This window comes from Bacillus sp. JZ105, from assembly GCF_053903125.1.
Genome location: NZ_CP096387.1, coordinates 3,232,848 through 3,251,991 on the forward strand (window position 1 = coordinate 3,232,848; position 19,144 = coordinate 3,251,991).

Annotated in this window: 22 protein-coding genes; all 22 read right to left on the minus strand. The window is 38.9% G+C overall.

The window, feature by feature from the left end:
* Positions 1–41: 41 nt before the first annotated feature.
* Complete coding sequence (gene secA, locus M1D81_RS16700; RefSeq protein WP_034281086.1) at positions 42–2,567, minus strand: preprotein translocase subunit SecA; 2,526 nt, start codon at positions 2,565–2,567, stop codon at positions 42–44.
* A gap of 198 nt (positions 2,568–2,765) precedes the next feature.
* Complete coding sequence (gene hpf / locus M1D81_RS16705; protein WP_024423608.1) at positions 2,766–3,329, minus strand: ribosome hibernation-promoting factor, HPF/YfiA family; 564 nt, start codon at positions 3,327–3,329, stop codon at positions 2,766–2,768.
* A gap of 188 nt (positions 3,330–3,517) precedes the next feature.
* Positions 3,518–5,203 carry a methyl-accepting chemotaxis protein gene (locus tag M1D81_RS16710; RefSeq protein ID WP_456270883.1) on the minus strand — a complete coding sequence of 562 codons (1,686 nt, stop codon included), beginning with the start codon at positions 5,201–5,203 and terminating at the stop codon, positions 3,518–3,520.
* A 33-nt stretch (positions 5,204–5,236) separates the two neighbouring features.
* Positions 5,237–5,617 carry a hypothetical protein gene (locus M1D81_RS16715; RefSeq protein WP_456266295.1) on the minus strand — a complete coding sequence of 127 codons (381 nt, stop codon included), beginning with the start codon at positions 5,615–5,617 and terminating at the stop codon, positions 5,237–5,239.
* Between the two features lie 13 nt (positions 5,618–5,630).
* On the minus strand, positions 5,631–5,972 hold the full coding sequence (gene fliT, locus M1D81_RS16720; protein ID WP_024423611.1) for a flagella biosynthesis regulatory protein FliT: 342 nt from the start codon (positions 5,970–5,972) through the stop codon (positions 5,631–5,633).
* Complete coding sequence (gene fliS, locus M1D81_RS16725) at positions 5,969–6,373, minus strand: flagellar export chaperone FliS (RefSeq protein ID WP_456266294.1); 405 nt, start codon at positions 6,371–6,373, stop codon at positions 5,969–5,971. The genes fliT and fliS overlap by 4 nt, the downstream gene beginning before the upstream one ends.
* Positions 6,374–6,390: 17 nt before the next feature.
* Entirely contained in the window at positions 6,391–7,920 is a 1,530-nt protein-coding gene (locus M1D81_RS16730) for a flagellar hook-associated protein 2 (protein WP_456266293.1), read from the minus strand.
* A gap of 20 nt (positions 7,921–7,940) precedes the next feature.
* Positions 7,941–8,282 carry a flagellar protein FlaG gene (flaG, locus tag M1D81_RS16735; RefSeq protein WP_039181788.1) on the minus strand — a complete coding sequence of 114 codons (342 nt, stop codon included), beginning with the start codon at positions 8,280–8,282 and terminating at the stop codon, positions 7,941–7,943.
* Between the two features lie 160 nt (positions 8,283–8,442).
* Complete coding sequence (gene csrA, locus M1D81_RS16740; RefSeq protein ID WP_008360181.1) at positions 8,443–8,667, minus strand: carbon storage regulator CsrA; 225 nt, start codon at positions 8,665–8,667, stop codon at positions 8,443–8,445.
* The gene (fliW, locus tag M1D81_RS16745) at positions 8,661–9,095 is read right to left on the minus strand and encodes a flagellar assembly protein FliW (RefSeq protein ID WP_456266292.1); all 435 of its coding nucleotides are present in this window, start codon (positions 9,093–9,095) and stop codon (positions 8,661–8,663) included. The genes csrA and fliW overlap by 7 nt, the downstream gene beginning before the upstream one ends.
* A gap of 28 nt (positions 9,096–9,123) precedes the next feature.
* Positions 9,124–9,702 (minus strand): DUF6470 family protein, encoded by a 579-nt coding sequence (locus M1D81_RS16750; protein ID WP_041088049.1) that lies wholly within the window; start codon positions 9,700–9,702, stop codon positions 9,124–9,126.
* A gap of 46 nt (positions 9,703–9,748) precedes the next feature.
* Positions 9,749–10,657 carry a flagellar hook-associated protein FlgL gene (gene flgL, locus M1D81_RS16755; RefSeq protein WP_456266291.1) on the minus strand — a complete coding sequence of 303 codons (909 nt, stop codon included), beginning with the start codon at positions 10,655–10,657 and terminating at the stop codon, positions 9,749–9,751.
* Between the two features lie 9 nt (positions 10,658–10,666).
* Positions 10,667–12,187, minus strand: a complete 1,521-nt coding sequence (flgK, locus tag M1D81_RS16760) for a flagellar hook-associated protein FlgK (protein WP_456266290.1) — start codon at positions 12,185–12,187, stop codon at positions 10,667–10,669.
* 15 nt (positions 12,188–12,202) lie between these two features.
* Complete coding sequence (locus tag M1D81_RS16765) at positions 12,203–12,685, minus strand: flagellar protein FlgN (protein WP_456266289.1); 483 nt, start codon at positions 12,683–12,685, stop codon at positions 12,203–12,205.
* Between the two features lie 18 nt (positions 12,686–12,703).
* A complete protein-coding gene (gene flgM, locus M1D81_RS16770; RefSeq protein ID WP_024423620.1) occupies positions 12,704–12,967 on the minus strand; it encodes a flagellar biosynthesis anti-sigma factor FlgM in 264 nt (87 codons plus the stop codon).
* A 79-nt stretch (positions 12,968–13,046) separates the two neighbouring features.
* Entirely contained in the window at positions 13,047–13,466 is a 420-nt protein-coding gene (locus M1D81_RS16775; protein ID WP_024423621.1) for a TIGR03826 family flagellar region protein, read from the minus strand.
* 56 nt (positions 13,467–13,522) lie between these two features.
* Positions 13,523–14,179: a ComF family protein gene (locus tag M1D81_RS16780; RefSeq protein WP_456266288.1), complete on the minus strand. Its 657-nt coding sequence runs from the start codon at positions 14,177–14,179 to the stop codon at positions 13,523–13,525.
* Positions 14,180–14,205: 26 nt separating this feature from the next.
* Positions 14,206–14,499 carry a late competence development ComFB family protein gene (locus M1D81_RS16785; protein WP_456266287.1) on the minus strand — a complete coding sequence of 98 codons (294 nt, stop codon included), beginning with the start codon at positions 14,497–14,499 and terminating at the stop codon, positions 14,206–14,208.
* Positions 14,500–14,548: 49 nt separating this feature from the next.
* Positions 14,549–15,946 carry a DEAD/DEAH box helicase gene (locus M1D81_RS16790; RefSeq protein ID WP_456266286.1) on the minus strand — a complete coding sequence of 466 codons (1,398 nt, stop codon included), beginning with the start codon at positions 15,944–15,946 and terminating at the stop codon, positions 14,549–14,551.
* 121 nt (positions 15,947–16,067) lie between these two features.
* Positions 16,068–16,910, minus strand: a complete 843-nt coding sequence (locus M1D81_RS16795; protein ID WP_456266285.1) for a DegV family protein — start codon at positions 16,908–16,910, stop codon at positions 16,068–16,070.
* 216 nt (positions 16,911–17,126) lie between these two features.
* Positions 17,127–17,816, minus strand: coding sequence for a two-component system response regulator DegU (gene degU / locus M1D81_RS16800; RefSeq protein WP_008348273.1), 690 nt, complete (start codon positions 17,814–17,816; stop codon positions 17,127–17,129).
* A gap of 64 nt (positions 17,817–17,880) precedes the next feature.
* On the minus strand, positions 17,881–19,056 hold the full coding sequence (locus M1D81_RS16805; protein ID WP_024719243.1) for a sensor histidine kinase: 1,176 nt from the start codon (positions 19,054–19,056) through the stop codon (positions 17,881–17,883).
* Positions 19,057–19,144 lie beyond the last annotated feature (88 nt).

Below are 19,144 nucleotides of genomic sequence, written 5' to 3' on the forward strand. Positions count from 1 at the left end.
GCTGACATGAATAGAAAGAGGTTTTCACCTCTTTCCATTACTTATTCTGTCTTCCCATGACAATTTTTATATTTCTTGCCGCTTCCGCAGTGACATGGGGAGTTTCGTCCAATGTCTACGACTTTACGTACCGGCTTCTTCTTCACTGTCTTCTCCTCATCGCCCTCTTGCGGCTGATGAGCCGTTGTTTGACCTTGAACCACTTCTTCACGTTCTAAGTTGTTTTGGATCTCTGATTTCAAGACATACTTGGCCACATCATCTTCAATTGAAGCAACCATATGCTCAAACATCGCAAATCCTTCCATTTGGTATTCACGAAGCGGATTCGTTTGTGCGTACGCACGTAAATGAATACCTTGACGCAGCTGATCCATTGCATCGATATGGTCCATCCACTTCGAATCCACCGCACGAAGAACGATGACTTTTTCAAATTCACGCATTTGTTCTTCGCCAAATGTTTCTTCTTTTGCATCGTATTTTTCTTTAATACGATCCATGATGAAGGTTGTGATTTCATCTGCTTCTTTACCGAAGATATCTTTGACCGTAATGGCACCTTCGTCTAAATAGTTCGTGTTGATTAATTCAACAAGACCATCTAGTTTCCATTCTTCAGGCAGCTCTTCTTTTGGCGTATAAGATCCCACAGCACGCTCAATTGAAGATTGGATCATATTGATGACAATTGATTTTAAGTTGTCAGAATCGATGACTTCAAAACGCTGTTTGTAAATGACTTCACGCTGTTGACGAAGCACATCGTCATATTGCAGAAGCTGCTTACGGGAATCAAAGTTGTTCCCTTCTACACGTTTTTGAGATGATTCAACGGCTTTAGACACCATTTTACTTTGGATTGGTGTAGAGTCATCCATGCCAAAGCGGTCAAGCATCGCCATCGTCCGCTCTGCACCAAATCGGCGCATCAATTCATCTTCCATGGAGAGATAGAATTGGGTAATCCCTGGGTCTCCTTGACGTCCAGAACGTCCGCGAAGCTGGTTATCAATACGACGGGATTCATGACGCTCTGTCCCGATCACAGCCAGACCTCCAAGTTCTTTTACACCTTCGCCAAGCTTGATGTCTGTACCACGTCCTGCCATGTTTGTTGCAATGGTCACAGCACCTTTTTGACCAGCCTCTTCAATAATTTGTGCTTCACGCTCATGGTTTTTTGCGTTTAACACTTGATGAGGAATGCCTTTATTTTTAAGCAGCTTAGAAATAAGCTCAGATGTCTCAACTGCTACTGTTCCGACAAGAACTGGCTGCCCTGTCATATAGCGCTGCGCAACATCCTCAGCCACTGCTTTAAATTTACCATCCATTGTGCGGTAAATTAAATCAGGTCTGTCATCACGAACCACTGGCTGGTTGGTCGGGATTGACACAACCTGCATGTTGTAAATGTTACGGAATTCTTCTTCTTCCGTTTTTGCTGTACCAGTCATACCAGATAATTTTTCATACATACGGAAGTAGTTCTGGAACGTAATTGTTGCTAGTGTCATGCTTTCGTTCTGCACTTCAAGACCTTCTTTTGCCTCGATGGCTTGATGCAGACCCTCACTATAACGGCGTCCTTTCATTAAACGTCCTGTGAAGGAGTCAACGATGACTACTTGGCCTTCTTCTACCACATAATCCACGTCTTTTTGCATCGCAACATGTGCCTTCAGCGCCTGAGCGATGTGATGGTTCAGCGCGACATGTTTGACATCAAACAGGTTCTCAATGCCGAATGCTTTTTCCGCCTTCGTCATTCCGCTTTCAGTCAGCTGCACACTTTTTGTTTTAATATCATACGTGAAATCATCTTCGATTTTTAATGTGCGGACAAATGCATTGGCTTGTACATAAAGCTTTGTTGATTTCGCAGCTTGTCCTGAAATAATAAGAGGTGTTCTCGCTTCATCAATTAAAATGGAGTCAACCTCATCGATCACGGCATAATGAAGCGGTCTCTGAACCATTTGCTCTTTGTAAAGCACCATGTTATCTCGTAAATAGTCAAAGCCGAGTTCATTGTTTGTTGAATACGTGATATCAGCGGCGTACGCTTCTCTTTTTTCATCTTTGTCTAAGCTGTTTAAGTTTAAGCCGACTGTTAAACCAAGAAACTCAAAAATTTTGCCCATTTCCTGCGCATCACGGCTTGCCAAATATTCGTTGACTGTCACGATGTGGACGCCTTTTCCAGAAAGAGCATTTAAATAAACAGGCATTGTTGATGTCAATGTTTTACCTTCACCTGTTTTCATTTCAGCGATGTTACCTTCATGAAGCGCGATGCCCCCCATGAGCTGCACCTTAAACGGGAACATTCCTGTTACGCGGCGGGATGCCTCGCGAACCGTTGCAAATGCTTCAACCAGCAGGTCATCCACGGATTGTCCTTTTTCAAGCTTTTCTTTAAATTCAATCGTTTTATTTCGTAAAGCCTCGTCAGATAATTTTTCAAAATCTTGAGCGAGAGCTTCGATTTCATTTGCCTTTTTTTCATATCGGCTGATCGTACGTTTCGTAGGATCAAACACTTTGTTTAAGATTCCAAGCATATAATAACGCTCCTCTATTTCATGCAATTTTTCGGCATGTCCAAAAGTTTGACAGGTCCATATTTACCTGCATTTATCATACCATACCTTTTTTCATTTCCAAAGAATTTGCCATAATTTCGCACAAAAAACCCGCCCCTAATGAAGGGAACGGGTTTACTTTATTTAGGTTGTTTTTAAATCAGCATCAACTGATATTTAAGCGTTTGGCTCAATGAGTCCATATTTACCGTCATTTCGGCGATAAACCACATTGGTCAAATTTGTCTCAGCATTTGTGAAAACGAAGAAACTATGACCTAACATGTTCATTTGGAGAATGGCCTCTTCACTATCCATCGGCTTTAAGTTGAAACGTTTTTGTCTGACGATTTCTGTTTCATCAATTTCTTCGTCATCTTGAACGGCTACTTCAGCCGTACCATTTCCTCCAGCAAATAAGTGCTTTTTGGCACCTTGCTCGCGGAATTTACGGTTTACTTTTGTTTTGTGCTTTCTAATTTGACGTTCTAATTTACTGGCTGCTAGGTCTACTGCATTGTACATATCCTCATTATGCACTTCAGCTCGAAGTGCTAGATCAGTCATTGGAATGGTAACCTCAACTTTAGATTCTTGATCGTTGTAAAACTTCAAGTTCACGTTGACTGAAGCATCTACATCTGTCTCAAAATAACGCTCCAGCTTTCCAATTTTTTTCTCGACATGATCTCTTAGTGCAGGTGTTACGTCGATGTTTTCTCCTCTGACATTGTAATTCATGTAAAGAACGCCTCCTTTAAAATTAAGGATATGTAAACCTATTTCTACTTTTCCCTCCTTTTCTCCTGCTCAAACGTAAAAAAAATGTGAATATTTATTGAAATTTGTCGAATTTTGCGGTGCTTCAACTGTTGCTTGATAGGTGATGAATATATATTCGGCTGAATCTTGAAAAAGACCAGCGCACATTAAATGGTAAAAGATGAAATCGATGTTTTCAGCGATTGAGATAAGGATTTTAAATCCTCTGCAGCGGCTTTCATCTCTTCATTGGCCGCTAATGATTCTTCAACAGCAGCAGACATGTACTCTGTTTCTTCTGAGTTTCGTTTCGCACCTTCTTCAATGACACCAACCGTTTGAGAAATTTCCTCTGTACTAGCAGAAATTTGTTCTGCAGTCGCTGACAGCTCTTCTGCTTTCATTGAAATATCACGAATAGATTCCAAGATTTCATGGAAGCTCTGTTCAGATAATTGTGATACGTTTACCCCCTCTGCTACATCCCGCTCAACCTTCGTCATCGATTGTGATGACCTTTCTGTATCTTTGTTCACGTTCTCGAGTAATTGACTAATTTGATCTGTCAACTGACTAGATTCTTCTGCCAGCTTCCTCACTTCATCTGCTACAACTGCAAAGCCTCTTCCATGTTCTCCCGCTCTTGCTGCTTCTATCGCTGCGTTTAAAGCAAGCAAATTCGTCTGGTCAGCAATGGCATGGATATGACCTAACAGATCTTGAATGCCTGTAAACTGTGCTTGCACATTGGCCATTGTGGAATGATGTTCATTCACAGACTCTTTTATAGAGCTCATTTGCTTCACAAATTGTTGAATAAGGGCGGCACCCTCTTCAGCCTTTTCAGTCACTGAAATTGAGTGACCCGAAACATCGGATGTGTGTACAGCTGCATTTTGCATGCCAGTCGACACTTCCTGAATGGCGGATGCCACTTTTCCGACCGCATCTGATTGTTCACGTGAAGCTTCACTGACCTGTTCAATCGAGCTAGATGTCTGCTCACTAGCCGATATCGTTTGGCTGATGGTTTCCTCAAATTGAGCAGCAGAATCAGCAAGCTGTCTTGATCCGCTTTGCACCTGCAAAATAAGCTGACGCAAATGAGCCGTCATTTGATTAAAGGCTGTGCCGAGTTGACCAATCTCATTTTTAGAGGTCACTTCAATCTCTTCAAGGGTAAGATCACCATCTGCCATCCTTTTTGCGGCATTTGTGACAGAAACAATTGGTTTTGTCATGCGATGAACAAATCTGATCCCAATCACCAAAAGGCCAGCAATAATCGCTGCACTGACCAAAATGAGTGTAAGTAATAATTGATTACTATCTTGATTGAGCTGATTGATTTTTTGATCACGTTGTTTTAGCTGGTGTTGAGCGAATTCTTTTGTAAGGGTATGTATTTCTTGTTCGATAGGTTGTAATTCTTGACTGAGGCGGGTGTTGAATTCTTTTTGATTTTGCATATTTAATGAATTAAATAATCGATTCGTTGAGGTGTAGTAGAGATAATTTTTTTCTGAGATTTGATCTAATAGATTTTTTGCTTGTTTGACCGTACTCATTTTCGAAGCTTCTGCTGTTTTCTTATTAATATCTTCATATGTTTGCTCAATTTTCTGCAAATTTTCAGCATCTTGTACGACGACATATGTTTTAATCTGTGCTTCCTGCTTTTGAAGAAGCGCTTCTAATTCCAGCGAGGTCTGATAAAGCTTCACTTCCTTGCTTAATAGCGCTTTATAGGATTGATCTGTTTTGTAATAGAGAAAGCTTGAGAATCCTAACATACTGACAAACAATACACATATGACAATAAGCCCAAATAAAAATTGATTTTTTAGTCTCATAATTTCCTCCGAATGGTCTGAATTGGACAAAAATTAATGAATGACATACGGCCACATACAGGCATGTATTTCATCCATCCACTTTCTATATTCAGGTATAAAATATGATTTCAGGAATGATTGGAAGTGATTTGAAGGGAATGTATAGAAAGCTAGTATATCAAAACTTAAAAATATATGATCAAACGAACGAATCGTATTGGCAAAGTGTTCATTATCAATAATTGAAAGCAGAAGAGGATGTGTTGTGTCTAAATGAAAGAAGGCATGGATCAGATCATTAAAGATCCGATCCCCTTCTGTTTTGTCAAAATCTTTCTCAATTTCATCTAAATAGTTTAGACTCTCTTCTATCGTGTATAGAAGTTCATAATATGTGGTTAATAAAATATAGTCATTTGAACGATACGCCACAGGTCTCACCTATTTATTTCCGTTTATCGTAGTATACGCCGTCACTTGTTATAGGCTGGTATGGATTTTGATAATTCAGCTGTTTTGTTTTCTTTTTTTGAATAGCTTGAATATCTGCTTTTATCCCATTTTGGATAACCGTTAATTGTTGCGCCATCTGTTGATCTGTTTGGATGATTTCTCGGATTTTCTCTTTTTCTTGATCCGTCAATTCATGCTGTATATCTCTCATTAATTCGTCTCTCTCAATTAAAAAGGCATCAAAGTCTTCAACCAGTGTCTCACTTTGCGGATTTTCCGCTATTTCGGCTGCCATTTTTAATGTTTGATCATGCAGCTGGTCCACAATACTCATAGAGAGCCCCCGATAGAGTGGTGACGTCCTTTTCGATCGGTTTGAATGACTTCCTTCCACGCATCACGGAAATCAGTTACGTACTCTTCTACTTCATTCAACATTTCTTCGTCATTTTGAAGATTGGCTTCTATCAGTCTGCGATAAATGTAATCATACATACTTGCCATACTCTTTGATACGTCATAGGAACGATTTAAGGTGACATTTAATTCTTGAATGATGTTTTGAGCCTTTTTCAGGTTCAAGTTTCTCGTTTCTGCATCTTCTTTTTGAATAGCATGCTTCGCTAGTCTGATGAACTTTAAGCAGCCTTCATAAAGCATAAGCGTCAACTCGGCAGGTGTTGCGGTCTCAATAGAATTTTTCTGATAGGCGGCATAAGGGTTCTGTATTGCCATATGTTATAAACCTCCAATTATTGTCCAAGCAGTTGAGAAAGGTAGCCAGATTGGTTGTTTAGCTTTTGAATTGCACTATCCATGGCGTTAAACTTTTTGTAGTAACGGGCTTCAACCATTTTTAAACGATCTTGAAATGTACTCATTCGTTTTGTCAAAGAATCAAGGTCCTTACCAAGTCCGTATTCCTTTAATTCCATTGTTGTGCTGCCAGCCTTTTTTTGAATGCTCTTCGAAAAGTCTGATAAGGAATTTTTGACACGATAGATGATTCCTTGTTCTTGATATTGCTGCTGCGCTTTGTCTTTATCTTTTGAATCCACATTTAAACTACCCGAGATGAACATTTGTCTGACCTTCTCCGGGTCTTCTTCAATGGCTTTTTTTAATTTCTCTACTCCATCACTATCCTTACTAAATTCAAGCTTTCCTCCATCTTTATAGCTGGATGATGTCGAAATACCGATTTGTGTGAGTTGAATTTTATTCGCATCACTTGTCGTAATATTAGCATACAAATCACTTCTTAATTTAGAGGCACCAGATCGTAAAATGGAATCACTTCTCAGCAAACCAGACTTCGCGGTCGTTTCCCAGAGCTCTATTTCTTTTTCAGACATCGCTTTTTTCTCTTCAGCCGTTAATGGATGATAGTCTCTGTTTTTCTTTTCATTGACTTTACCATTAATCTGCTCAACGAGTTCATTATATTTATCAACAAATTGTTTAATTTTATCAAAGATTGCATCCACATCTGTTGAAACGTTTAAGCTGACGGGCTGATCTGTGGTTGCTTTAAGTTCGTACGTAATATCAGCCTGTGTGAATGTATTGTTGTTATTTTCCATTTTCAGACCATTAATCTCGTATTGCGCCTTCTGTCCTTGAGTGGTTGCAACTAACTTGTTATCTCCATCTACTTGGAATCCTAATTGCGTTAAAAATGAAGCAGAATTACCATCAGCTGCTTTAATATTGACACCTTCACCAGTTGTACGAGAAGTAAGAGCGATGGTATCCACGTAGTTAGTTCCATCAAAGATTTGGCCTTTGTAAGCCGTCACACCTAATTGCGCGCTGTTCAGCTTTTTCACGATGTCATCAATTGTATCGGTATCAGAAGTATTGATTGTTACCGTTTTTGGTTTCGTCGAATCTGGTGTCGTCACTTCAAACGAAAACGTTCCGTTTGCAGGTGTAAATCCAGATGTACCAGAGGATTTGAAGACAGAAGCTGTCGCTAGTTGAGTGACATGAATAGAGCCAGAGGTCGCATTTGTTGACCCAGTTGCCGTGACAGCAGATTCATTAGAGCTTGTCACCTTTTTTGCGCCATATGTACTTGGACGCGTTAAGTTTAAACTATTGATCAAATCATCTAATTCTTTGATTTTCGAGTTAACCTCGCGATAGCTGTCTCTTTGCCATTCAAGTGTTTGTTTCTGGCGTGTCATTGTATCAAGTGGTGCTTGCTCCGTTTTCATCAGCTTTGATACGATTTCATCAATATCGAACACATTTGAAAATCCAGTAATACGATTGACCATTGTTTATGTTCTCCCTTCATTTACATTCTTTTATCTACAAATAGACCGACAATTTCTGTCATTGCCGCATAGAAATCAAGCCATTCCTTGGACGGAATTTCTCTAATGACTTCTTCTGTTTGGTTATCTACGACTTTGACATAATATTCGTTGAGTTTTTCATGTAATTCAAATTGAAGATGAAACTGAGTAGGTTCAATCAGCTTGTTTGCGCCTTGAAGCGTTTTTTCAATTTCTTCTTTTGAAACAGCCCTGCCATTTGCTTGTGAGTCAGAGTTTACATTGTCATTCTGGTTATTAGAAACACGGGTTTGAAATGCATCGATAATTGGCTCTAGCGATGTCAACTTACCAACAGACATAGTTATTCAGCTCCTGTGCTTTAATCTATCTTTTATATCGGCTTTGAATTTGCAAATTAAATATAGATGGACCGATTTGTTAAAGTTTCCTATAGATCATGAACATCTGTATCGAAACGCTTTCACACGGAGAAGACAGCCGAATGCGATAAAAAAATCCTCACTTTTTTTGTGAGGATAATTGAGAGAGGAGATCTAAGGATAAACTCGCAGCACGATTGTTCTCTTCTTGAATAGACAGGTACACTTCTTTCCTGTGAATATCGATGTGCTTAGGTGCCTCAATCCCGACTTTCACTTGATCGCCTTCGATTGAAATAATCTTGACTTCAATATCATCGCCTATTTGAATCGACTGGTTTAATTTACGAGACAGCACTAACATGAGGATGCCACCTCTAACAAATGTTTTGTATGATAGGCTGAATCATGCAAAATCACCTGCTTGGCTTTCATGTTTTTCCGGTTCACAATAATAGGCGCTCTTAAATTGGCTGTTGTTTTTTCAATAGATGATTCCATTGTTAAAATAACCATTACTTCCACATCATTGGCATCTTCTACATCCAGAATGTCTACAACCGTTTCGTCTAAATCAAATTCGTATTGATTGAAGAATAAAAACGGGCTGCTGACGATAAAGCCTAATGCCGAGTTTTTCAATGATTGAAGAACTAAAAATGGAGACTCTTCTGATAAAGGCAAAATGACAAACTGTTTTTGATCCAGAAATCCTGGTATCCCGTTAGAGAAGTGAATGATTTGCTCCTCTTTGATTGTCACTTCACCATGGTATTTTGTTTGAATGATCATAATTCACGACCTTTTTCGTTTTTCTTAACTATACCTTATCACCATTTTGGCCCGTTTCGTCAACTTCTATTTTTAATTCCGGGTATTGTAACATATCAATATTAACCTTACCTGGCTGGTAGTTAACGATTGGTTTATGAGGTGTGGCCTCTATGACAGCTTTTTGCGGCTCCACATCAATTTGAAGCTCAGAAGGCTGATAGTGAATTTTCACACTAAAGAATGAAGGTATCACACCAATGGTGAATTGTTTTGCTGGGGGACTGCCATTGATTTTGGCAAACTCAGCAATCGCATTCCCGCCATTCTCGATCTTGATGAGTTCACTTCCTTCTTCCGCTCTTCGACCCATTCCTTCTCCAACAGCACGCTTCCCCTCAGCTGCCCATTCCTCAGAACGTCTAAAAATTGACTTGATGTCCATATCGGCAAATGCCTCGGTTTGATCAATGGTTAATTTCGACGGTGTCCTTTTGATATTCATGACAGCTCGTGGCTGCTGAATCTCAAGGTCCGCTCGTGGCTGCTCTACTTCTTGCCGGGAAGGAGTTGTCGACATTTGAAGCTTTGCATAGGTTTGCTGCATTAACAATCTAGGGATTTGCATATGTTCACCTCCATGATGCAAAAAAGCACCCATCGGATGCTTTTTATTATCTTAAGAAATCAACAAGGGATGGCTGAATAACTTTAGCTGTTGTCGCTAAAGCAGCTCTATTCACCGTCTCTTGTTGAAGAAGATCAAGAATTGCCTTTTCACTTTCAACATCTTCATTATCTGATTTAGCATTTTTCAGTACTTGGTATTGTGAAGTCAAACGACTTCCTACTAAGTCAACACGATTCGAACGCGCTCCTAGGTCAGATCGCTCAGCACTCATCACTTCTTTAAACTGATCGATACTTCCTAGTGCATCATCAGAATTCGCAAACGTTCCATTTTTCAATGAGTTTTCTAAATCAGTCAGCATTTCAATGACATTTTGACCGTTTGCTTGTCCGCCAAACGCTGAGATTGGATTTGAGTTTACATTTAAAGTGATACCATCAGAAATATTCGCTTGAACAGCATTCGCATCTGTATAATTTTCGAAGTTAAATGTATACGTTCCGTCTGCATTCTCAACAACTGGTTTAACATTTGTATTTGTCCCATTAAATACGAACTTACCTAGCATTTGAGTGTTCATTGCATCAATGATTTGATTCTTCATCTGGCCAATTTCCACTCCGATAGCTGCTAAATCTTCGGGCTGCTTTGTTCCATTTGCCGCATCAAGCACTTTATCTCGTATATTTGACATAATATCAATGATTTCAGTGACACTTGTTTCAGATGTATCAATCCAGTTTTGTGCTTCGTTTAAGTTATTTTTATATTGTTCATTTCGAAACAAGGCAGTACTATATTGCAGGCTTTTTACTGCTGCAACAGGATCATCAGACGTTTTCGTAAAACGTCTGCCTGTTTGTGCCTGCTCATTAATTTTAGAAAGTTTTTCATAACTTTTACTAATATTTCGAAGTGAGTTTTGAGAAATCATTCCTTGTGTGACTCGCATCCGTTATCCCTACCTTCCTACGACACCCATGCCGTTTATGACCTTATCCAATACTTCATCTTGTAATGTCATAATTCTCGCAGCCGCATTATATGCATGCTGAAATTGGATCATATTCGTCATTTCTTCATCAATGGAGACAGCGCTAGTCGACATTCTACGTTCATTGGCTGAATTGACAAGAGCAGCTGAACTGCTTTCAAGCGTCATGTTCTTTTTCCCTTGTACCCCCATCTCAGCAATGACATTTTGGTAATAATCCTGAATCGTCGTTGTATTGCCGCCGATTGGTAACTTTAAGTCTTGTATATTAGCTAATTTCGTAGCATTCGACCCGTCACCTTGTGTTTGATTGAGAGATGCAGCAATATTATCCGTTGATGTTAAAATGACATCGCTCACTTTAATACGAGCTGCTAAACCTTTATTCAACTCATTGTTATTTTCGATATCAAAAAAGTCTTGTCCACTTGCACCATTTAACGTGTACCCCTGCTTATGTACATTGTTAAATGTATCCATGAATACTTTTGCTACTTCATCCAGCTCTGCAAGCATATCTGGATACATGCCTTTTTCAGCACCGTTTGACATGTAGCCATAAGCCTCAACAAGTGCTTTTACTTTACCATTCACTTGTAATTGATCCGCTGCAATTGTTGTTGTTCCGAATTGAAGTGAGTTAACAAGTCCCGTTGTATTATCATAAGAGATTTGCAGTTCAGACTTTTCGTTCGTAATACCATTCAAAATGTTTCCAGCAGATTGTCCATTTGCACCGATAATGTCGATGTTGACAGTTCCTTCAGCAATTTTAAGTGCATTACCGCCAGGTGGATTGTAGCTGACCTTAATATCAACAAGTGAGGATAATTGATCGACCAAAGTATCACGTGTATCATAAAGATCATTTGGAAGATATCCATTTGGCTCAACTGCTGCAATCTGTTTGTTCACTTCATCTATTTGAGATAAAAGAGTGTTTACATCTTTGGCTTTTGAATCGAGTTCCGTTTTTAAATTCTTTTGTATCGTTGTTAAAGAAGAATTGAGCAGACGGAATTGGTCAACTAGAGCCTGTGCACTTGTTTTAACAACTGTACGTGCAGAGGCTGTATCAGCATTTTTTGTTTCTGATAAGACCTGTAATGATTTCCATAGGTTATCAAAAGCTCTGTTCAAGCCTTCATCCGTCAAATCATTCATAACTCCTTCCATTTGTGAAAGGGCATCTGACTTCGTTGAGTAGTAAGACAAGTTGTTGTTATGGTCTCTATATTGTAGATCTAAAAAGCTGTCTCGAATTCTTTCAACCGTTCCAACTTGTACACCTGTCCCCATTTGGCCATACGTCTTGCCGTCATAAACAGAAATGACTGGATAAGGATTTTCTGCTTTAAAGGTCACTCTTTGTCTTGAGTAGCCATCCGTATTTGCATTGGAGACGTTGTTTGATGTGACATAAAGCCCTGCACGCTGGGCTGTGATTCCTCTTTTTGCTGTTTCTAGTCCCATGAATGTAGAACCCATTGGTATCCTCCTTGTTTACGCCTTTGAATCAAACAAAGCCCTTTGCTGTTTAGGCTTTGAACTCTCAAGACCATTTTGTCCGTAATTCATATTTTCTTTATTAGGGTTAACGAGATCGAATGTCAGTGAAATAAATTGAAGTGACTGCTGAATAAGCTGCTTGTTCAGTTCATTTACATCTTTTAGTTCCACCATGATGTCATTTAGTTTCTCATATAATGAAATGAGCTCTTCTTGATCTGCACCTTCAGCCTTTTCGATACATGCAGTGATGGTTGGTGATTGATCACTTTGTAAAAATTGAACGGTCGCTTCAATTCGTTTTTCTTCTAATTGAGAAATGGCCTGAATATACTTTTGCTCTAAATTCAGAACCTCTGAAAGAGCATCAATCTCATTGCTTTTCAGCATTTCTGTTTTATCCTTAGACAACTTTAAAAGCTGTTCATGCAATCCATAGAGACGATGCAGTTCTTCAATAATTATTTTAACTGACATTCACGCTGCTCCCTTTTGTTATTGTTGTTTATAAAAATTCAGCATTTTATCTGCAATGCCTTTTGTATCTACTTGATATGTTCCGGCTTCAATGCTTTTTTTAATTTGGTCAATTTTATCTTGGCGTTCTCTCATAATATTCGGCACCTTTTGCATTTCGATTGCCTTTTTAGAAATTTCGACTTTATCAGTTGATTTAGCTTGATTCGATTGCAACGTTTGTTTCTCATATGTTTTCTTGTAAGGATTTACTGGTTGTGTTCCATATCGATTAATTTTCACGGGATTCCTCTCGCTTTCCGTTACAGTCTGTCTTGATTCTATCCATTTTATCGACCAAACTGCAACTTAGTTTAGGGAATCAGTCGTTTTTAGGATTAATGGCATAATAGGTGTCTTTTTTCCTAGATTCAATCTCCCTTTTACGCTCCTCTTCTTGGTTCATTTGGCTGATTTGCGAATGAATATCCTGTTCACACTGGCTGCAAAGCTTGTTTTTTCTGATCGCTTTGCCACATCTTTCACAAGGATAATTAATATTCGGAAATTGACTAATTTGCAGTCTTTTCAAACGAATAAATTTCAAGATTAATTCTTCATCAACTTCTGTTGCTTCTACTATTTCTGCAATAGTTGATTGTCTATTACTTTGTTTTCTCAAGAATTTATATACGATATCAAAAGAACGTTCTTCTTCTTCAAAGCATTTGTTACAAACCGTTTGGATGGTGGTTTTTAAAAATAGCTGATTACATTGTGGACAGTTTGCCAATTGATTCATAACCAAAACCCCTTACGTTATTTTCTTTTCTTATTATCGGTTAATTATCATGATTTTTAACTACGTATCAACGTAAAAGAAGAAACACTTTTAGCACCTGCGTCTTTCAAAGTTCTTGCCGCATCATAGATGGTTGCTCCCGTTGTATAGATATCATCAACTAATATAATATCCCTTTGAACAATCACATCTGTTTGCTTTATTTGAAACAATCCTTTTTGATCTAGGCGTTCATTTTTCTTTTTTTTAGACTGCTTACTCTGATGTATTTTCACGAGTGGCTGCAATATTGGCTTACCTAGCAAGGAAGCGATTATCATGGACTGATTAAATCCTCTTTCTTTTAGTCTTTCATGACTTAAAGGGATCGGTATCAGCAATGGGTCTTTTATGCAGAAGGAATGTTTAAATGCTGCTTTTACATCTCGTTTAAACAGCTCAACTAAAGCCGTATCACCCCGAAATTTAAAGCGGGCAAGGACATCTTTCATCAATTCGTTGTAAGTATAAACTGACCTATTTTTTACAAGGGCTTTAGTAGAATCAGAACGTTCATTCCATCTATTACAGTCCTGGCACAATTGGTCATTTGACTGCGCCCTTCCGCATGTTGGACAAATAGGACGCTCAATCTTTACTAATTGATTCTTACATGCTACACAAAGACGATCATCATTTAATAGTAGGAATGATTTCCATGTAAAAGCAGGCACAAAATGTCCCTCGCAAATTTGGCAAATCAATTGGTTTCTTTGTCCAGCATCAGACGATTTTCACACCTTGGAAATGCGGAGACCTTGGAAGCTGCTTCTGTCAGAATGACCAGCATCGCAGTATTCTTCTGTTTATCCACTATCTCGGATTTACTGTAAGATACTTTATCGATATCTGTTATATATTGTGGTTTCACTTTATTCAGTGAAATCGCTAATACATCTTCCATACACTTTTCACAATGACAAATCATGTTTAATTGGTTGAGATATTGATTGAGAATTTCCTTGAGTAGTATTTCTTTTGCATTGAGTAGCATATGTTGTCTCTCCTGTCATTAGTGTATTGTGAATATAATGTACCATGATTTAGTTGAACCCACACTGTTTTTCAGAAAACTCTTTTGCAGCCGTATCATTCATTTTTACGATATGCTTCTTTGCTTGTTTCATACTTCTCGTTAAACCAAAATGAAAAAGGAAAACATCTCCTGTACTATAATCCGGGTGTCTGCCTACCCGTCCAGAAATCTGAACAAGTGCACTCTCTGTAAAAATAGTAGATTCCGAACCTAGTACCCCCACTTGAACATTTGGAATGGTTACGCCTCTTTCTAGAATAGTAGTTGTAACTAGTACATCGTATACGTAATCTCTAAAGTGCTGAACCTTTTGTTTCCTATCCGGATCATCGGCAGATACTCCTTCCACGTTTAAGGATTGTTCTCGAAGAATCTTCGTTACCTTCTTCATGGTAGCAATTGAAGGAACAAAAAGTAATATTCTTCTCTTATTTGCAATATGTCTCTGCATCCAATTCATCACTTTAGAGGGCAGCTGGTTCTTTTTTAATTTCTTTTTCCAATGTCCGATCCAATGAAAGGTCGGTACGGGTAATGGTTGCTCGTGAAAACGCAAAGGAATTTTTATCGCTTCCAGTTTTCCACGAGCAACCTCTCTCGTCATTCTTTTAGAGGGTGTCGCACTTAAATAAATCCTAACCCCTCCGTTCTTTCTCATCGCCTTTAGAACAGCAAATTGGAGACGCTGATCCATTGAATAAGGGAAAGCATCGACTTCATCTACAATGAGCACATCAAAAGCATTTTTGTATCTCATCAGCTGGTGGGTTGTGGTGATCACAAGCGGTGATATTTGAAATCTTTGAGAACTGCCTCCATAAAGTACGGTAATTGTCACCCCTTGAAATGCTTTTCTAAGCCGTGGTTCGAGTTCAAGCACAACATCTGTTCTAGGTGTCGCAATACAGACACTCATTCCTTGATTTAACGCATATTCGATTCCGTGAAAAAGCACTTCCGTTTTCCCTGCTCCGCAAACCGCCCAAACAAGTAGATCAAATTTGTTTTTAATAGCTTCAATCATTCTTTCTGACGCTCTTTTTTGTCCTTTAGACAGCTCTCCCTGCCATGTTAATTCGGCTCGACATGTTTCTACCATTTGTGGACCTGTCCATTCATAAAGAAACCCACATTCAGTTGCTTTTCCCATCATGATGCATGATCTACAGTACACACAATCCTTTTGACACACTTCACATGGAGAATGAGCGAAATACCGCTTGTGTGATACACCGCACCGGCAGCATGTAAAACCATTTGCTTTCTTCTCAATGGCAGGAGACCGATTGACTAAGCCCTTCTTCTCCAGCCAATCTAAATTGGACTGCAGGCACTTTGTTTCAACGGTGAGCAGATGGCGTGAATGCAGCTGCCGCGTTAGTTCCATTGCTTTGTCCATATTCAACTTCACCCAAACACCTTTCAATTGATGTTTGCCTATTATGCGCAGAGACATGACCTTTCGTCCAACAGGTAAAATAGAAAAACAAAACCTCTTTTCCATACGAAAAGAGGTTTTTTAATAATTATCTAATCACCCAGCCAAGGGCTAAAGAGCCTTCTCCTAGATGGGTGCCGATCACGGCACCAAAGTAGCTTTTATAAAATTCAACATGAGGATATTTTTCTGATAAGTGCGCAATTAATTCTTCTGCTTCTTCTTCTCTATTACCATGTATTAGTGTTGCTCTCATCGGAACACCACGTGATGCATCTTCATCAAATAATTCAAAAATACGTGAAATGGCTTTTTTACGTGTGCGAATCTTCTCAAAAGGAACAATTACCTTGTTGTCAAAATGCAAAATAGGCTTTACCTTTAAGAGGCTTCCAATAAAAGCCTGAGCACCATTTAATCTGCCGCCTCTTTGCAAATGAGTTAAATCGTCTACCATAAAATACGCCCGCTGACTTTCTTTCAGGTAATTTAGATGTGCTAACACTTCTTCTAAAGAAGCACCTTCTTGGATTTTTTCAGCAGCTTCTAACACATAAAAACCTTGTGCCATACAGCTTGTTTCTGTATCAAACGGGTAAATATCAATCCCGTCAACTAGATCATTCGCTGAAACAGCACTATTATACGTTCCACTAATTCCACTTGAAAGGTGGATACTAATCACGGCTTCGTATGTTTCACTTAGTTTTTCATATAAGGCTATTAATTCACCGAAAGCAGGCTGAGAGGTTGTTGGAAGATCTTTGTGTTTTTTGATTTCTTCATAATATGTCTTCCAGTCCATTTCTATTTCTTCACGGTATGATTCACTGCCAAAGATGACGTTAAGGGGGATCATATGAATATTATGTTTATCACGCAGCTCTTGTGGTAGATAAGCAGTACTGTCTGTTACAACGGCTATTTTCATTCTTAAATACCTTCCTTATTCGTTAAGTTACTCTTTTTTATTTTAAAAGAATGATCATTTTTTCATTAGATTTATAATAGTAATCAAAAAAGCCTGCCTAATCAATAGGCAAGCCCGCTATATCCGAAAAAGACTCCTTACCCTGTCTATCATTTCCCTCCACCTCAAATGTGAGAGAAGAAAAAACAGGCGAAAAAGGAGTACTTGTCCGGAACATTATCTCATTTCTACCCAGCCGTTTTTAATAGCTACAACAACAGCTTGTGTACGGTCGTTTACATTCATTTTTTGCAAAATGTTACTTACGTGGTTTTTGACTGTTTTCTCACTAATAAAGAGCGATTCACCGATTCCTCTGTTGCTCTTTCCGTCAGCTAACATTTGAAGAACTTCACATTCACGTCTAGTTAAGATATGAAGTGGTCTGCGAATTTCAGGATATACCTCGTGCTGTGGATGTGCTGAAACGCCGCTAGTTGCTAGGCGTCGGAATTCATTTACTAAATTATGAGTGACTTTCGGATGTAAATAAGAGCCTCCGTCAGCTACAACTTTCACTGCTTCGATGAGCGTGTCTGCATCCATTTCTTTTAACAGGTAGCCTCTCGCTCCTGTTTTCAATGCATGTGTTACATAGTTTTCATCGTCATGGATAGATAGAATAATGACTTTTGATTCGGGATAAAGCTCAACAAGCTGCTTTGTAGCCTCAACACCATTTACATTCGGCATATTAATGTCCATAATGACAACATCCGGATGATAGTGTTCTACGATACGTGCAGCTTCGTCACCGTCGTCTCCTTCTGCAACTACTTCAAAAGTAGGTTCAAAATCTAAAATCCGTTTGACACCTTCACGGAATAATTGGTGGTCATCAATGATTACAATATTTACTTTAGTCACAAGCTACGCCTCCCCATGTTTATTGTTCTACACCTGAACTTTATGGTCAATATGTCTTTTGACTCTATTTTACAATTTTATTTTGCAATGTTAATGGCACGCGAATCATGATGAATGTCCCTAGACCTATTTTTGAGTCTATGGTCATTTTACCTTCCAGTAAGTCTACGCGTTCTTTCATGCCAAGTAAACCGAAGGATTTGTTTTTGTTTGTTTTCACATCTTTCATATCAAAGCCTTTTCCATCGTCTTTAATAATTAAGGTCACAAAGTCTTTCGTTACTTCTACTTTGACAGAGATTTCTTCAGCTTCAGAATGCTTTAATGAATTTGTGACAGCTTCTTGGGCTAGTCTAAACAGTGCTACTTCAAATTGAGAAGCAATTCTTTCGTTTTCTGTATCACCTAGGCATTGGAACGTAATTTTGGTTTTCCCATCATATTCTTCAATTGTGTTTAAGTATTTTCTCAGTGTCGGAATCAGACCTAAATCATCTAAAGCCATCGGTCTTAAATCATAAATGATTCTTCTCACTTCGTACAGTGCATTTCGCACATTCTGTCTGAGACTTCTAATTTCTTTAAACCCTTCTTCTGTACCGCGGTCTCTAAAAATCCGTTCAATTAATTCGGAACGCATCATCACGTTTGCCAGCATTTGAGCAGGACCGTCATGAATTTCCCGAGACACTCTTTTGCGTTCTTCTTCTTGGGCTTCAATAATTCTCAGACCAAAATCTTGTTTTGCCTGAGCATCTTCAAGTAAAACGCCAACCTGGCGTAAATCCTGGTTGAGATAGTTGAGAACAACTGTAATCTGACTCACAAGCGTTTCAGAGCGTTCAATGACGTCTTGTAAGCTTAATAATCGTCTTTCCAGATCGTCTCTTCTTTCTCTCAGCTGCTTCTCGCGCTGCTGAATCATGGTGAGTTCCACTTGCAAGTTATGTGCTTTTTCGTAAGCCTCACGTATTTCTTCTTCGCTGAATTTGTTGAAGTTTCTGCTGACCTCAGATAAGCGGTTTCTAGCATGTCTTGTATGGACTTCCAGCTTATCCCCAAAATCAATTACTTCGTTTACTTGCTGTTTGATTTGCTTCAGCTCTTCTACTAGGCTTTCATATTGTTGACGGGACTGTTCGCCTATTCTAAATACTTCGTCCTTGCTGCCATCAACTGTACTTAGCATTTTCATGATGATTGAATCCAATAATTTCGGATCCATTTTGGGTGTTGTCATGGCTCTTCCCTCCCGTAACAGTGATGTCATCTTTTTTTATTATAAATGTCATTGATCTGCATTTTATGTCGAATTATAATGAAAGAAT

Bases quoted from the DNA above. Each gene is read 5' to 3' on its own strand.
- secA (WP_034281086.1), bottom strand. From the start codon at position 2,567: ATGCTTGGAATCTTAAACAAAGTGTTTGATCCTACGAAACGTACGATC.
- hpf (WP_024423608.1), bottom strand. From the start codon at position 3,329: ATGAATTACAATGTCAGAGGAGAAAACATCGACGTAACACCTGCACTA.
- M1D81_RS16710 (WP_456270883.1), bottom strand. From the start codon at position 5,203: ATGAGACTAAAAAATCAATTTTTATTTGGGCTTATTGTCATATGTGTA.
- fliT (WP_024423611.1), bottom strand. From the start codon at position 5,972: ATGAGTATTGTGGACCAGCTGCATGATCAAACATTAAAAATGGCAGCC.
- fliS (WP_456266294.1), bottom strand. From the start codon at position 6,373: ATGGCAATACAGAACCCTTATGCCGCCTATCAGAAAAATTCTATTGAG.
- M1D81_RS16730 (WP_456266293.1), bottom strand. From the start codon at position 7,920: ATGGTCAATCGTATTACTGGATTTTCAAATGTGTTCGATATTGATGAA.
- flaG (WP_039181788.1), bottom strand. From the start codon at position 8,282: ATGTCTGTTGGTAAGTTGACATCGCTAGAGCCAATTATCGATGCATTT.
- csrA (WP_008360181.1), bottom strand. From the start codon at position 8,667: ATGTTAGTGCTGTCTCGTAAATTAAACCAGTCGATTCAAATAGGCGAT.
- fliW (WP_456266292.1), bottom strand. From the start codon at position 9,095: ATGATCATTCAAACAAAATACCATGGTGAAGTGACAATCAAAGAGGAG.
- M1D81_RS16750 (WP_041088049.1), bottom strand. From the start codon at position 9,702: ATGCAAATCCCTAGATTGTTAATGCAGCAAACCTATGCAAAGCTTCAA.
- flgL (WP_456266291.1), bottom strand. From the start codon at position 10,657: ATGCGAGTCACACAAGGAATGATTTCTCAAAACTCACTTCGAAATATT.
- flgK (WP_456266290.1), bottom strand. From the start codon at position 12,187: ATGGGTTCTACATTCATGGGACTAGAAACAGCAAAAAGAGGAATCACA.
- M1D81_RS16765 (WP_456266289.1), bottom strand. From the start codon at position 12,685: ATGTCAGTTAAAATAATTATTGAAGAACTGCATCGTCTCTATGGATTG.
- M1D81_RS16775 (WP_024423621.1), bottom strand. From the start codon at position 13,466: ATGAATCAATTGGCAAACTGTCCACAATGTAATCAGCTATTTTTAAAA.
- M1D81_RS16785 (WP_456266287.1), bottom strand. From the start codon at position 14,499: ATGCTACTCAATGCAAAAGAAATACTACTCAAGGAAATTCTCAATCAA.
- M1D81_RS16795 (WP_456266285.1), bottom strand. From the start codon at position 16,910: ATGAAAATAGCCGTTGTAACAGACAGTACTGCTTATCTACCACAAGAG.
- M1D81_RS16805 (WP_024719243.1), bottom strand. From the start codon at position 19,056: ATGACAACACCCAAAATGGATCCGAAATTATTGGATTCAATCATCATG.